The sequence below is a fragment of the Streptomyces rugosispiralis genome (assembly GCF_024505145.1).
Taxonomy (GTDB): Bacteria; Actinomycetota; Actinomycetes; order Streptomycetales; family Streptomycetaceae; genus Streptomyces; species Streptomyces rugosispiralis.
Genome location: NZ_JANIAA010000028.1, coordinates 57,441 through 70,981, shown reverse-complemented (window position 1 = coordinate 70,981; position 13,541 = coordinate 57,441). Strand labels below are relative to the sequence as shown.

At 61.2% G+C, this 13,541-nt stretch carries 11 protein-coding genes, 1 tRNA gene and 4 pseudogenes; 6 read left to right on the top strand and 10 right to left on the bottom strand.

The features are described from left to right. Position 1: 1 nt before the first annotated feature. Entirely contained in the window at positions 2-577 is a 576-nt protein-coding gene (dcd, locus tag NP777_RS31870) for a dCTP deaminase (RefSeq protein ID WP_256653630.1), read from the bottom strand. 597 nt (positions 578-1,174) lie between these two features. Between dcd and NP777_RS31865 the strand changes: the two genes are divergently transcribed. Further along, positions 1,175-1,248 (top strand) — tRNA-Gly (locus NP777_RS31865). A gap of 54 nt (positions 1,249-1,302) precedes the next feature. On the opposite strand, the pseudogene NP777_RS31860 reads toward NP777_RS31865, so the two are convergent. Together NP777_RS31860 and NP777_RS31855 are read right to left on the bottom strand one after the other, a co-directional pair. After that, positions 1,303-1,674, bottom strand: a pseudogene (locus NP777_RS31860) (tyrosine-type recombinase/integrase); the annotation flags it as partial. 54 nt (positions 1,675-1,728) lie between these two features. After that, entirely contained in the window at positions 1,729-3,462 is a 1,734-nt protein-coding gene (locus tag NP777_RS31855) for an AIPR family protein (RefSeq protein WP_256653629.1), read from the bottom strand. 561 nt (positions 3,463-4,023) lie between these two features. Here NP777_RS31855 and NP777_RS31850 point away from each other — a divergent pair. From NP777_RS31850 to NP777_RS31835, 5 genes and pseudogenes are all read left to right on the top strand, one after another. Further along, positions 4,024-4,245, top strand: coding sequence for a hypothetical protein (locus NP777_RS31850; protein WP_256653628.1), 222 nt, complete (start codon positions 4,024-4,026; stop codon positions 4,243-4,245). Continuing rightward, positions 4,232-4,366: pseudogene (locus NP777_RS48610) on the top strand (type II toxin-antitoxin system VapC family toxin); the annotation flags it as partial. The gene NP777_RS31850 and the pseudogene NP777_RS48610, both read left to right, overlap by 14 nt. A gap of 97 nt (positions 4,367-4,463) precedes the next feature. Continuing rightward, positions 4,464-4,631 carry a hypothetical protein gene (locus NP777_RS31845; RefSeq protein WP_256653627.1) on the top strand — a complete coding sequence of 56 codons (168 nt, stop codon included), beginning with the start codon at positions 4,464-4,466 and terminating at the stop codon, positions 4,629-4,631. Between the two features lie 419 nt (positions 4,632-5,050). Continuing rightward, complete coding sequence (locus NP777_RS31840) at positions 5,051-5,419, top strand: hypothetical protein (RefSeq protein ID WP_256653626.1); 369 nt, start codon at positions 5,051-5,053, stop codon at positions 5,417-5,419. 705 nt (positions 5,420-6,124) lie between these two features. Further along, entirely contained in the window at positions 6,125-6,496 is a 372-nt protein-coding gene (locus NP777_RS31835; RefSeq protein ID WP_256653625.1) for a hypothetical protein, read from the top strand. A 66-nt stretch (positions 6,497-6,562) separates the two neighbouring features. Here NP777_RS31835 and NP777_RS31830 read toward each other — a convergent pair whose 3' ends face one another. The 7 genes and pseudogenes from NP777_RS31830 to NP777_RS31800 all read right to left on the bottom strand — a co-directional run bounded on the left by NP777_RS31830 (position 6,563) and on the right by NP777_RS31800 (position 13,299). Next, entirely contained in the window at positions 6,563-7,036 is a 474-nt protein-coding gene (locus NP777_RS31830; RefSeq protein ID WP_256653624.1) for a hypothetical protein, read from the bottom strand. 73 nt (positions 7,037-7,109) lie between these two features. Beyond that, complete coding sequence (locus NP777_RS31825) at positions 7,110-8,969, bottom strand: alpha/beta hydrolase (RefSeq protein WP_256653623.1); 1,860 nt, start codon at positions 8,967-8,969, stop codon at positions 7,110-7,112. Between the two features lie 364 nt (positions 8,970-9,333). Next, the gene (locus tag NP777_RS31820; RefSeq protein WP_256653622.1) at positions 9,334-9,546 is read right to left on the bottom strand and encodes an excisionase family DNA-binding protein; all 213 of its coding nucleotides are present in this window, start codon (positions 9,544-9,546) and stop codon (positions 9,334-9,336) included. 181 nt (positions 9,547-9,727) lie between these two features. Beyond that, positions 9,728-10,064, bottom strand: a pseudogene (locus tag NP777_RS31815) (DUF2637 domain-containing protein); the annotation flags it as partial. Next, positions 10,045-10,359: pseudogene (locus NP777_RS31810) on the bottom strand (FtsK/SpoIIIE domain-containing protein); the annotation flags it as partial. The pseudogenes NP777_RS31810 and NP777_RS31815, both read right to left, overlap by 20 nt. A gap of 667 nt (positions 10,360-11,026) precedes the next feature. Then, positions 11,027-12,262 (bottom strand): DNA methyltransferase, encoded by a 1,236-nt coding sequence (locus NP777_RS31805; RefSeq protein ID WP_256653621.1) that lies wholly within the window; start codon positions 12,260-12,262, stop codon positions 11,027-11,029. 11 nt (positions 12,263-12,273) lie between these two features. Continuing rightward, the gene (locus NP777_RS31800) at positions 12,274-13,299 is read right to left on the bottom strand and encodes a Bpu10I family restriction endonuclease (protein ID WP_256653620.1); all 1,026 of its coding nucleotides are present in this window, start codon (positions 13,297-13,299) and stop codon (positions 12,274-12,276) included. Between the last annotated feature and the right edge of the window lie 242 nt (positions 13,300-13,541).

Genomic DNA, 13,541 nt, shown 5'->3' with positions numbered 1-13,541 from the left:
CTCACACCTTCGTCCGGTGGAAGCTCTGGAACGACCGCGAGGGCGTCGGCCCGCGCTGCCCCTGATAGCGGGAACCGTAACGGGCGGAACCGTAAGGATGCTCCGCGGGCGAGGTCAACCGGAACATGCACAGCTGCCCGATCTTCATCCCCGGCCAGAGCTTGATCGGCAGCGTCGCGACATTCGACAGCTCGAGCGTGACGTGCCCGGAGAACCCGGGGTCGATGAACCCCGCCGTGGAGTGCGTCAGCAGCCCCAGCCGCCCCAGACTCGACTTCCCCTCGAGCCGCGAGGCGATGTCGTCCGGCAGCGTCACGACCTCGTACGTCGAGGCGAGCACGAACTCCCCGGGATGCAGGATGAACGCGTCCTCGCCCTCGGGCTCCACCAGCCGCGTCAGATCGGGCTGCTCCACCGCCGGGTCGATATGCGGATAGCGGTGGTTCTCGAACACCCGGAAGAACCGGTCCAGCCTTACATCGATACTCGACGGCTGCACCATCGCCGGATCGTACGGATCAACCCGCACCCGCCCGGCGTCGATCTCGGCCCGGATGTCCTTGTCTGAGAGAAGCACGCAAAGAGGATACGCACATCACAGGTGCCCCCACGGCACAGGCCCGGTCCCACCGGACCGGGCCCGCACCCTGCGACTTCATCGGCTACCGCTCAGCGCTTATCGGCTCCCACCGGCACCGCGTGCCGGAGCCGAGCGCAACGCGGACACCGCAGCAACCGGCCGGGGCCGATGCGGTCGACGGTGAGGTGCTGCATCGGGAACGAGGAGGTGCTGAACACATGCCCCTCAGCACAACGGACGACGGTGCGCTCCATGAGTCCCTTCCCCAAGAACGTGGACGGCGTGGACGACAAAAGCCACATTAGGGGATCAACCACACCCTGCTCCACGCGGCACTCCGAACCCCCACCGTACGCCCAACTCCCGCACCCCAACAGCCGCTTCCACCCCACGGACACCCCGAAAATCCACCCCAAAACCACACCAAATCCCCCTCAAACCATCCCCGAACCCACCCCACCTCAACCCCAATCTCAACCCCACCCCGCCCCCGACCGGACCCCGAACAGCACGAAGACCCCACGACGAATGCGCCGGGGGTCAGCCATGGGGTAAAGTGTCCGACGATGCGGCGCCAGAGATCGGGCGCCTCTCGCGGGTGTAGTTTAATGGTAGAACATGAGCTTCCCAAGCTCAGAGCGCGGGTTCGATTCCCGTCACCCGCTCCAGACAGAAGCCCCAGGCCAGCGGCCCGGGGCTTGTTTGTTGTCTAGACCTCTCTGCGCCTCCCGTGCCCGTTGCGTGCCCGATGGGCTCTGGGCCGCCTCACGGTGTGCCCGTACGCGGGCGTCGAGGGCAGCGGCAATCTCCTTCTGGCGGTCAAGCTTGGAGTGCTGATAGATCAGCGCGGCCCGCTCGGAGGACTGGCCGGCACGGACCATGGTGTCCTTGAGCGTCGCCCCGGATTGGGTCGAGAGCGTGTGCCCGGTGTGACGAAGATCGTATAAACGGAAGTCGTCGGGAAACCCGACTTTCGCCCTCGCCCGACGCCACTTCCGCCCAAAGAAGGACCGCCGGAACGGCGCCCCCTTCTCGCCGACGAAGAGCAGCCCGTTCCGCTCCTTCTCGGCGAACCACTTCACATGCCGCTCCAGGGTCCTGGCCTCGCTCCTTAAACCGAACCTCGAGCTACAGCGAATCGGAACCAGCTAGCGATCAATCTTGAACCTTCGCGCACTAACAGTAGCCTGCCGAATTCTAGTGGTGAAATCGGAACTCCGGGCCACCCTGTCAATTCCCTTGACGCGGTTCCCGCGAAGGGAAGCCCTGTACTCCCTGTCTAGAATAGTCGCCATGCCCCTAAGTAGCACGTCCGACAAATGCTCGACCTTAATATTCAGCAAATCCCTGTGCGTTGGCCGACGCAGACGAGTGAGCGCAAATGAGGCCATATATGCGAGATGGTAACGCCAGTTCTCCGAGGTGTCACCAAGGAGCGGGTTGTCCTCTGCGAACGTGGGCAAAAACTCCCCAACCCGAAGGTGCACGTCAAGCACTAGTCGATACAGATCCAGATCATGATCAGGTGAGAATACCTTGAAGTAGTGAGAATCATCCAGCAAGAGGTCCTCAGAGTATTTGAGGGACGCGTGCGGCTCACCTACCACGAACGCCGTGAATTCTCTGGCAAGGCGCGACATACTCACTACCTGTTCCAGAGGGAAGCCAAGGTTCCTATAGTAGTTTGCGCGCCGTTCATAGTAGTAGCCGTCCCTCTGAAGCGACTCTTCCAAATCCTTCTGGATCTGCTCGGTCGCGCGAAGAGCTCCGGGCGGCAATTGCGTCTGACTATTGGTAGCCCTGATAATTCCGTCCCGAGCCCTGCCAGAAGCAGGCGGCACCATGATCCTCACCAAGATCGAGCGGTCATGGTGTGCACCAGAATTCTGGAAATACTTATAGACCTCATGGCTGGTTTGCAAGCCGTTCACAATCTGCGGGTCTTTCATCACGATTTTCTTTCCTGCGATCCGCACCTCCTCAGCAACAATCGTCACTCCATTATTGAACCACCAAAAGTCGTCACGCTGGCTAGACCTTAGAGTCTCACCGATAGCAGTGTTGACGGATGTCCTGCCTGCGTAGTCTCTGACATTTGATTCAAACAATTCCAGACGCAGCGCGTCATTAGCTGACGTGATGAACCTATAATATTCGTCCAGGCGAGCCAGGCACACATACCCTTCCCCGAGCGATGTACTCATAGGTGTATCGGTGAAGACCAATTCCGAAACAACCACTGCACCGCGAGCCGAAAGCTCACGAAGTTCTCCAGCCCCGAGATATTCGACTTTACACTTTGTCCCGGAAGAGATCTTGGTCAACTCGCGTTCGAGCCTATTTCCCTTTGACCGAACATTCGGGTGCGGGGGCTCAGCTGATCGACTTGCGTAGATCACTCGAACAAATACCTCGGGGAAGGAGGAAGCCAACCCTTCCAGGACATGCAGAAATCTTCCTGTCCGATCCAGCAGCTTAGCGTTCGTCGAACCTGCTAGCTCAGCAACATCTCGATCCATGTCGAGCAATATAGGCAAATGGTAGTGCAGTTTCTCAAATGCAGTCTCCTGGTAACCAGGCGATGTCTTTGCCTGAAGAATTACAAGCTCGATCTTCCCTGCACGAAGTGTCGTATGGCGATCAACATCCGCTGAGACGTAACGGTCGTCCACCAAAACCCAAATCCCGTCAATACCGCAGTCGTGAGACCCATCGACGATGCCATCACGTAGTTCATCGATGTCTAGATCTAGGTCCTGCAATGCAGTGCTCGCCGCAAAATAGTTAAAAAACTCATCAAGCTTCTGGTTTGGCGCGAGCCGGGACCGCTGATCCTCAAGAATACGGTCCAACAAACGCTGATCATTGCTCTTTGGCGCCACGATGCCCCCCAGTATCGTTCCCGCTACGCAGCGTCTATCTTCCCGACGTCATGCCATGGCCGCAAGGGCTTGTAGCTACTGGCCGTGCTGGAGAGATGGCGTGCCCCCACCGTGACGGCCCACCACCAGCGGATGGTGCCAGGGCCCGACCCAGCCGCAACGATCCGGCACAGCCAGGCTGACAGCAAAGCAGGGCCTCGTCAGTTCGACACCAGCCCAGCGCGGCAGAGTCCCCCCTTGGGGCACGGCTGCACCAGATGCGCACCAGATGGAGCGGTAAACAGCGGTCAATGGCGGCTTCTGTGAAGGCGTGAAGGCTCGTCTCCAGCTCACGTTCGCACTGGTCAGCAACATGATCCGGGCTGATCGCCACGTGATTCCCAAGCTCAGAGCGCGGGTTCGATTCCCGTCACCCGCTCCAGTACAAAGCCCCAGGCCAGCGGCCCGTGGCTTGTTTGTTGTCCAGCCCCCTCCAGACGGCTCGCACCAGATGCGGAGTCCCCGGCGGTCTCCTCGGTCGAGCGCTATCGTGAAGCAGAGACGGCCGACAGGGAGAGTCCGATGACTGCCGCCCATGACTACAGCGATCTGCACGACATCATCGAGCGGCTTGAGCCCGAGCAGGTGGAAGAGCTGCGTCGCCACGCCCTGTGCTTGGTGAGGACGTCCCCGCCGAGCCGTTTCCGCGTCCTGCGAAGCTTCGACGGACCGTCGGACGACCTCGGAGCTCGCGCCAAGGACATCGTTCGTGAGGAGCTCGGCGAGGCCGATGCTGATCGTTGACACAGGCCCCATCGTCGCCCTACTGAACCGCAACGATCCCGACCACAATCGCTGTGCCGAGCTACTGGAGTCCCACAACGGCGAGCTACTGATCACGCCGTATGTTCTGACCGAAGCCCGCTACCTGCTCGCCAAGTACGTCGGCCCCGACGCAGAGATCAACCTCATCGAGGCCGTTGCCGCAGAGGACCTCGTCCAAGCGGGACGGCCTTTCCCGCATGGCCGAACTCATGCAGCAGTACCGCGGATTTCCTCTTGGTGTTGCCGATGCCTCAGTAGTCGCCCTTGCGGAGCGCCTCAAAGCGCCCACGGTCGCCACGCTGGATCATCGCCACTTCCATGCCATCAAGCCCCTCCACGTGCCCGCGCTGACGCTCCTGCCATGAGGCCGCGCCGTGCCCGACGCGTGCCCGATCGGGCGGCGAACAGCGGTCAATCACGGGCTCAGAGGAACCCGCCGGAGCCCAGCCAGCAGCGCGTTAGCGCAGATCAGGTCCGGTTTCGCGTCCGTTAGGCCCCGTGATTCCCAAGCTCGGAGCGCGGGTTCGATTCCCGTCACCCGCTCCATACAAAAGCCCTAGGCCAGCGGCCCGGGGCTTGTTTGTTGCTTGAGACCGCTGGCGTCTCCGGCGGCTCTCGATGACGTACCAAGATCCAACACGACGCGATCACGCTTGCGCCTAAGCGATCGAGACGCGTCGGGTGTTGTGTGGCGGACGAGGCGCGGGCGTAGGCTCAGCCCAGCGTCCGCAACAACGGCCAGGCTCACGATGATCACACAGACCGCCGCCCGGGAGACGTTCCGATGACCGAGCGGCCCTCTGCCCCCAACGGGCCCCTGATCCCCATGGACGGCGATCCCATGCCGGCGCTCACTCCGGCAGCGCTCCGCGCAGCCGTCGCCCAGATCGCCCCCGCCCTGTTGCCTTCCTTCGTCGAGCACCTCGACCGCGCGGTCGAACAAGCCGCCACTCAGAGCACCATCGCTCCGCTGCGTACCTTTCTGCGGTGGTGGGGAGAATTCGTTGCCATCGAGCGCTGCCCCGCGCGAGCGGCCCGCCTGCGTGAACTGGAAGCTGTAGCGGAAGGAGCAATGGACCGCGAGGCCCTGCGTTCAGCACTCGCCGAGATGCGACAGATCACAGACTTGGCGCAGCGCGAGATCTCCGCGTGAGCGATAGCTGGACCTGGGACTACGACCCCGATGCCGAGCATGTCGTAGGCGGCATGTCGCACGAAGTCGTGACCGAGGTAGAGCGCTTGGCCGAGCAGCTGACGGTCCTGCGCACCAGATAGAGCGGTAAACAGCGGTCAACGACGGCTGCTGCGGCAGTCGCAGTAGCTTCCTCCCACAGCGCCACCGGCACCTTCAGGAAGCCGTCGCCGCGTCTCGCATCGGGCAAGGCCAGGGGGCCACTCGTGCTGGTTGCCCTTACACAGGTGGCGCCTGCGATGTTAACGAGCAATCGCAGCAATATACCTTATCTCGAGCCGCCCAAGAATGCAACTCAGGCAGAGAAAGAAAACTTCAACCATCATGGAGCATGGGGCAAGCCGAACTACCCGTTTGCCATCTGCTCTGTTTCGACAACCAGGCGATCGTCTACTCTGGCGGGAAGTTAAGTTCACCCACAAGGAAGAAGGAGGCCCAGGACACTTCGAGTACACGTTTGACTTTCTCTTTGCTCCAATCACCAGACTCGGGTCAACGGTCCGCTTTGCCGGCCCTCCTTTCGCTGTCGAGGTCATGACTGCGAGTACCCGAGGAGGCGGACTTACTGAGCATCTGTGGGATGCGTTGCAATGCAAGGCACCGAGGCCTCTCAAAGGAGAAATCGACTCCCCATACACCCCTAATTATCGACAGGTCTTCGGCCGCATGCTTAGTCAGTTCTTTGTGAAATGCGAGGCACTAGAGCGATGGGGAGGACGAGCATTTTGGCTGCTGCAAGACGAACTCCTCGAATACATTGAGGAGTCGACGAATTTCTCGCGGGAAAAATTTCACGGGGCAGAAGGCCCTGGCACGTTCATCGTTTACACCATGGAAGACGCTGGAGAAGAATACCGACTCAAGCATCTGGAAACCATCACCGGACCTACCCGGCCAAATCCGGAGGACAGTAGTCAGGCCTTCATGACTGACATGGTGGGCGCGGGGTACGTGCCATCACTGGATGCCCTCGAGGAAATGCTTCTGATCCGTCCGCGCGCGAAAGCTGCAACAAATTTTCGAGACTTCGTTTGGTGAGGCGACCACCTCGCCAGGGCAGCGTGCGCCGGGGAGAGTGCGCGGCGTACCCCGCTAGGCCCGCCCTCAGCTGGGCTCCTTGGACTTATGCGCTGCGTCGCGGAAGCAGTCGGAGACAACCGTCACCTCGATCAATGATGTTTTGTCAGGATGCTTGCGCTGATCGAGCAGTCGGATGTCTGCGGAGAAATGGTCCCGAGAGAAATTCGCAACGATCTGCGACGTCTTCGCGGGACTTCCATCGGGCCCGTCCTTGACGATCTTCCAGTCGTGTTGGGGAAGCTCCGCGCGAAGCCGCTCAAAACCACGGGACAGGTCATCGAAAGGTACGCCATAGACGCTCCAGGGATGGTGCATGCGCTGCACTCCCCCGTCATCAGGGTATTTCGAGCACGGTAGCGTCCCCGGACCGGGCTCGGTGACCTTCGCATTCTTCAGGCCAATGATGTCCAGAATGGTGCTGGACATTTTCTCCGTCTTTTTTTCCATGCTGCCGACATCACGGACATCCACTTTGTCCGCAGCCTTTTTGTCGTCCACCTGGGAACACCCCGCAATAAACGTGAGGATCGGAATCACGAAGAGTACCGACCAAACCTTCCCAGCAGTCAATTTAATCATACTGAACCCTGTCATAGCTGCCGGTGATCACGGCAGCCTGGTTCCGCAGCGCAGTGGTTTCATCGTCCCAGTAGTCACCATGACCCTCGACACCTGATTTCACTATATGGGCGCCGAACTCGGGGTCGGTGGGAATTCTCCCGTCACCACCGAGCCCAGCCTTCCGCCCTCCTTCCCGGACCCACCAGTCGTCTCCCCAAGGATCGCCGGCCCCCATGGCCCAGACGTGGTCGCTCCCGATGCCGAGGTCGGACGCGTGCCCCACCTGCATGCCAGGGCTGCCCGCCGCGAAGATGTCGTCAACGGGCAAGCCGCCGCCATCAGGGTCGTAGGAGGTATGGGACTTGGTGGCATCACCGATGACCGTGCTGCCGTAACTGTGACCGATGAGGGTCGTATGGCCATGGTCGCCGGTCGCCGCCTCATGCGCCGCCCGGTTGCCGTCGAGGAACTGGCGGAGGTGAGGCGCCGCAGCAGCCGCGTATTTGTCGTGCCGTGCGTCCGGAATGGTGTCCGGGGCGTCATACCCCAACCAGGTGATTGTGGAGACCTTGGAGTTGGGATCCAGCTTATTGCTCTCCATCCACAGGTTTTCCCCGCGGTCGAGATCGCCGCCGATACTGCCGATGTGCGTCTTGGTGCCCGGCACATACACCGCCGTGTGATCGGCGGTGTCCGGGTTTCCGGTGGCCATGATGACGCGGCCGTCGTTCTTCTCCGGGTCGAAACCGAGTAGATACGCCTCGGGTATGTGCTTCTTTCCGCCGGTCTCGTCGAAACGCTCCTGGATCGCCTCCATGCCGTCCAGGGCGGCGTTCAGATGGTCCCTGCGGTCGTTGTACTTGTAGTACCACTTCGCATATTCGTCGGTGAAGACCTGGACCGGATAACCTCCGCTGCCGGGGATCGTCTTGTATTTGACCAGAGGTTCCTCGGGGATGGCGTTCAGCTCCTCCTGGTACTTGGCGTGCGTCACGTCCAGGTGAGTGCGGTTCGCCTCGTCGCGGGCGACGGCGGGCAACCCGTTCATGCCGCCCACAGCCTTCGGGTGGAGGGCGATATAGGCGTCCTTCTCGTCCTGGGACAGGCCTTTCCACCATTCGGCGTTTTCCTTCGGGCTGCCATCCTCCGGCGGGCGCTTGATGTGTTCCAGGTAGTCCTTGGCGCCCGACCTGACTCCGGCGGTGTCCTTGTCCGCGTCGATCCAGTCCTTGTCAGAGACGTTCAGATCATCGTCGGCCTTCAACTGACGCAGCTTCGGCGCCCACCGCTCGTCGGCCTCGGTCGCCTCCTGGACGGCCTGGGCGATCCGGTCGGCGTATTCGATCGCCCGGCTGAAGTACGGGTTCGGGTGCTGGTTCCCGGCTTGCCTGTCCAGGGCGTCAGCGATGTCATTGGCGTCCTTGCCGGGGTCTATGGAGGCGCCGGACTCGTGTGCCCTGGCGCTGCCGGTGACCTTGCCGCCCTTGGGGGTCTTGCCGTCGACCTTGTCGCCACCAGGCGGATAGCTCACCGAGCCGTCCGCGTTCACCGTCAGCTTCTCCGCCTGGGCGTCCTCGATTGCCGAGTCCAGCTTCTTCTTCGCCTCTCGCAGATCGAAAGCCAGCGCGTTCAGAGCGGTGCTGACCAGGCCGCACTCGACCTCCACGTAGTGGAAGTTCTCCGAGAGGTTCCGTAACTGGTCGTACGCCGCCGTCGCAGCCTTGCCCTCCAGGGACTCTCGCATCTGGGCGGCGATCCGGCGCTCCAGCGCCTGCCTGGACCGGCCGGCCATGTCGCTGGTCGTTTGGTAGCCGTCAGCCGCGCCCTCGAACTCGCTGGGCTTGAGGTCCTTCAGCGTCGCGTAGTCCACCGTTCAGGTCACCGGCCCTTGTCCTGGCCGCCGGCCCCGGTGGTTGTTACATTCTCCACGTCGCTCAGCAGGGCGACCAGTCCGCTTCCGGTGTGCCGCGCCCTCTGGCCCGACTTCACTCCGCCGGATTCGCCCGCGCCCCTCGGCTTCCCGATCACACCGCCGAGTTGGCTACCTGTAACGCCAACCATGCCTTCCCCCCGTACACATTCGTATCCACACTATGTCAACGCCACACTACAAAATGGGGGAAGACGCCGGTGCCTTAGTGAGCGTTTGCCTCGTGCCCGATGCGTGCCCGATGCGTTCCCGATCGGCTGGTCATGCACGGTCATTCAGGGGTTAAGACGAACCCTATTGGTCATCAGGCAGCCCGCCGGAGGTGGCGCCGCCGAGCTTGCACCGGCCGGACGGTGCTGGCGTCGATGTACTCCTGAATGACGCTCTCCGGGATACGGACGTGACGACCCACCTTGACGTACTTGATGCGCCGCTCGGCGATCAGCCGCCGGGGGAAACGGTCCGTGGTGCCCAGCAGCTCGGCCACCTGAGCAACGCTGAGGTACCGGTCACGCATGGGTCGGTTCTCCTTCCGGTCCGGTTCCGGTCCGGGAGCGGGGGCGATCGTGGCGGTCAGCCATTCCTCGGCGGGGGTAAGGCCGGTACCGGCGTAGACCCAGTGGGCGAGGACCAGCGTGGTCCCGTCTAGGCCGGAGTCGACGGCCGCAGCGTGAGCACGACGCCAGGCGACGCGGGCGGGCGACGGCTGGCCATTCGGCGACGAGGATGCGCAGCCAGGCCGGTACGTCGGTCAGGTCGAGCAGCCCGGCGGTGGTGACGTTCGCCCCGAGGGACGCGGCCAGGGGGCGACCACGAACCAGCACCAGGCCGCCGCCTTGGTCCAGCCGGACCGCAGCCGCCGCCAGGCCGCCACAAGCAGCAGGTTCACCGAGACCGGGTAGGCCCACGCCTTCCACCCGTCCTGTCCGGCCGCCGAGGTCAGGTCATGCAGGTGAGCGAAGGACGCGCAGCGGCGATGACCGCTTGCACCAGCACTGAGTCAACGCGGCCCAGGTAAAGGCACCTTGAGGAAATCGCCCGCCGTTCTGCGGGGCATCCGTACCTTCCGCAGCACGTCGAAGCCGATCAGCCGCAACTCGACCACCCCCGGCTTGACGACGTCCACGTACACGCCGTGAACTCCCCAGGCATGCCTCATGCGTTCAGCCGAGGCCGCCACGTCCGCAGGTTGCTGCCCCGGCGCCAGCCGAAGCCGCACCTGCAGCCCGGTCGACGTCGGCCGTATGAGCCCCCGGCGAGGAGGCACCGGCCGCACCTCCCGATGGGTGAGCGCCTGTGTCACCCAGGCCCGCAGTCGCGCCGGCGGAACCCCACCTCACCGAGGCCGACCCGTACTACACCCACGGCCACGGATTGAGCATCGTCATTGCCCTCACGGTCCAGTCGACATCGCCGGCAAGCCAGCACGGCCACACCGTCACCGCCCAGCACGTAACCCAACAGAGGGCGGAGCGACGACACACCGCCCCGAACGCAACGATGGCTGGAACCTGGACCAGTTCCACCGCGACGAGATCAGCGTGGCGACGAACTGGTTATCCGCGCCTGTCAGGAAACCACTGCCACAAGACGTTCTGGACTCCCGCCGGAACCGCAGCCGGCACAGCACCGGCCACAGACCACCTCATCCGCTCTGTGCCACTGAGTTACAACCTTCTCTACGGATTCAATGCGCCGCGCAAGCGGCCCGGCGGCGCGGGCCGCCGCTCCTGTCTCCGCCCCGCTCCAGCCCGACCGCCGGACCGAGCGCCAGCAGCGGGCACCCTGGCTGAGGGGAAGAGCACCGTCGTGGCCGGGCGCTCCGCGGCTTTACGCACCTCCCCGCCCGGATCCAGCGTCGGACAAGGCCGGTGGGCCCCTCACGCTAATTCCGGGCAGGTTCAAAGCCTGCCCGAGTTGCCGGGCCAGCATACGGCCCCCTGACCATGCCCGACCCCAAACCAGGCAGGCCACCGCCCAAACCCGCTCCGCCGACCTCAGACCTTCATCAGACTCAATTCTGGCGACGCTTCCACTTTGGTGACGCTCTCGACGGCACTTTGCAAGTCTTCCCGCACGTCATCCGTCGATTGCTCCAACCCCTCCGCCAATACATGGCGTGCTACCTCACGCGAGAATTCATCCAACTTCGATCCGCAAGCAGCGATGGAGTTTTTACTCACCTCAAAAGACAGAACATCCTCGTAGATCACAGCGCCGAACCTATTGGTGAATTTTCTTTCCTGCCACCGCGCAAACCGCAGGTTAGGAAGTGCTTCAGCTAGAGAGGCTACAATTTCAGAGTTAGAAAACGCGACGCCACGCACCCTGGACTCCCGGCCCACCACCAGGACAACGTTCCCTGCCTCGAAAACCAACCGCTCCATCTCACAGAGCGCCTGCATCATGTCGATGCAGTACTGGATGACTGTTAGAAAACGGTTCTGGCGATTCTTTCGATTGGACCCGATTTCTGTTCTAGCAGCAGGCAGGACATTCCAGCCAATTTTTTCTACGGCAGGACGATAGTTCTGATGGTAGTTGAATACATTAATATACGGAGGGGAGGTGACTACAAGGCCTGCACACCCATCGCGAAGAGGAACCCTGCGGGCGTCGCCAGCAATTACCTGAGAGGGAACCGAGACGGAAGGGAAATCCATGATCAGGTCACGCACCTGATTCCAAGCCTTCTTGACCTTCCTTACATCCGCCTCCTTCTTATCGCCCATACTCAGCAGGAGGGTGGTAGAAAAAACGCGTTCGATATTTTTATCGACAGCACCGCGATGCCCATCAAGCAGATATTCAACGACATCTTCGATGTCTTCCGAGCTACCGAAAAGCGCGTCTTGCCCCGCAACGGAAACCTTATCCAAATAGGATGAGACTTTCTCCACGATCCGCAACCGCTGATCGTGAGGCAATGACGCAAGCTCCAAAATTCCAGACAACTCCAACGCCGCCGGGTTGATTTCGACACCTGCCGACGGAATACTCCCTCGAATGCATTCCAGAACAGTCGTGCCGCTCCCCAGGAACGGATCGACTACGATTCCGGAGCCGGGATAGTAGACGTCGAGGAGCTTACTTACCAGGCCCGGGGTGAACTGGCCACGCCATGGGAGCGCACTGCGCCGCTCCCGCACGAGCACATCGAGGTCATCCTGCCCAATGAAGCTGCGGTCGAATTCACGCTTTCGAACCGCGCCAAAGATCTCCCCGACGTCCATCTTCCTACTTTCTAGAAATATCCCTTGGTGACGACATCTTCTTCGTTCGGATCTTTAGCCTCGAACAGGGATCTCAGATGATCGACGAATCGCCGCACGACATCATACCTGATCGGATTAGCCTCGAGGTAATCGGCATATTCCGACCTTAGCCTCTTCCTATTTGCGGCTGACGAGTACTCTTTCCTTTTATGGGAACCCAACCTCTTCCCGCGCAGGATCAATACTTCGTCAATATCTGTACCGGCCGTACTGATGGGCGTCATGTCAAGGTACTCACAGATCAAGTAATAACGAGCCGCCGGCACAGCCACCTTGAGGTCGTGAGAAGTTGCACTCGCCTCCTGGAACATCGTTTTATCTAGGTTGGTTTTGCATTCGGCGGCCACATAGGCCAGCCAAACATCCATACTGGATGAGGCTTCGGCAGGAAAGTCTGGCTTGAATGACGCCTTCAAATAGGCGCGCCTACTCAGCGTAAAATCTTGGTCTTTCTTTCGAACCTTCATGGAAATGCCGCTATCCGGCGCCGTAAGGGAACTAGAGAAGTAGGCAGCAGCAAAAGCTCCAGCTGGCCCGGCATACAAATCTTGCTCAGCCAAGACAGGAATAACGCGCGGGTCGATCAACCACGGCAAGAACTCTTCAATAATTGAGTTATCGATCTTCAGCTGCCCGCGTTGCCTGAATAGGAAATCTCTTCCGCTGTCCCAGATTAGATCGAGCTCCACGCTCTTCTTGTACTCGTTAGTCAGGTCAACCAGTTGCCGCACAAGTTCATTGCCAGTAGCGTCGATACCCGCCATGCCACCAATCCATGACTCGTATCGCTCTATCGCTTTCTCGGCCGCAACCCTATCGTCCTCGGGAAGCTTTGAGTTCCTCAGTAGCTCAACGAGCTTTGATTTGTGGGGCGTTGGCCGCGCTCGCATTGGTGCCTCTGCGCTGGCGTCAGCCAACGGCTCTGCCTCGGCGGGTTTCGCTGGCGCTGCTCCTGATGGCTCAATAGATGTAAAAAGGACCTCATCACTGCTCATGTAGGGAGCCTAGCGGCAGCTGCGGGAGGTTCGGAGCCACTCGCTACGGTCGACTACCTGCGTTGGCTAGCTCATCGCAGGTCCTCCCCAGCCGGTCAGTTTGAACTAGACGTTCTTGTGCCGCGATCCCGACAGGATGCACGAACCTGGCTCCCCCTCGACGCTTGATCAACGGTCTAGAGATCGTCATGCAACGTTGTGGTCTACCTTGTGGACTGGATGCGGCCGCATACTGAGCGTGG

What these genes read in the sequence shown, in the direction of transcription:
- NP777_RS31850 (WP_256653628.1), top strand. Translation starts at nt 4,024, where the DNA reads ATGACTGCCGCCCATGACTACAGCGATCTGCACGACATCATCGAGCGG.
- NP777_RS31845 (WP_256653627.1), top strand. Translation starts at nt 4,464, where the DNA reads ATGGCCGAACTCATGCAGCAGTACCGCGGATTTCCTCTTGGTGTTGCC.
- NP777_RS31840 (WP_256653626.1), top strand. Translation starts at nt 5,051, where the DNA reads ATGACCGAGCGGCCCTCTGCCCCCAACGGGCCCCTGATCCCCATGGAC.
- NP777_RS31835 (WP_256653625.1), top strand. Translation starts at nt 6,125, where the DNA reads ATGCTTAGTCAGTTCTTTGTGAAATGCGAGGCACTAGAGCGATGGGGA.
- NP777_RS31820 (WP_256653622.1), bottom strand. Translation starts at nt 9,546, where the DNA reads ATGCGTGACCGGTACCTCAGCGTTGCTCAGGTGGCCGAGCTGCTGGGC.
- NP777_RS31805 (WP_256653621.1), bottom strand. Translation starts at nt 12,262, where the DNA reads ATGGACGTCGGGGAGATCTTTGGCGCGGTTCGAAAGCGTGAATTCGAC.
- NP777_RS31800 (WP_256653620.1), bottom strand. Translation starts at nt 13,299, where the DNA reads ATGAGCAGTGATGAGGTCCTTTTTACATCTATTGAGCCATCAGGAGCA.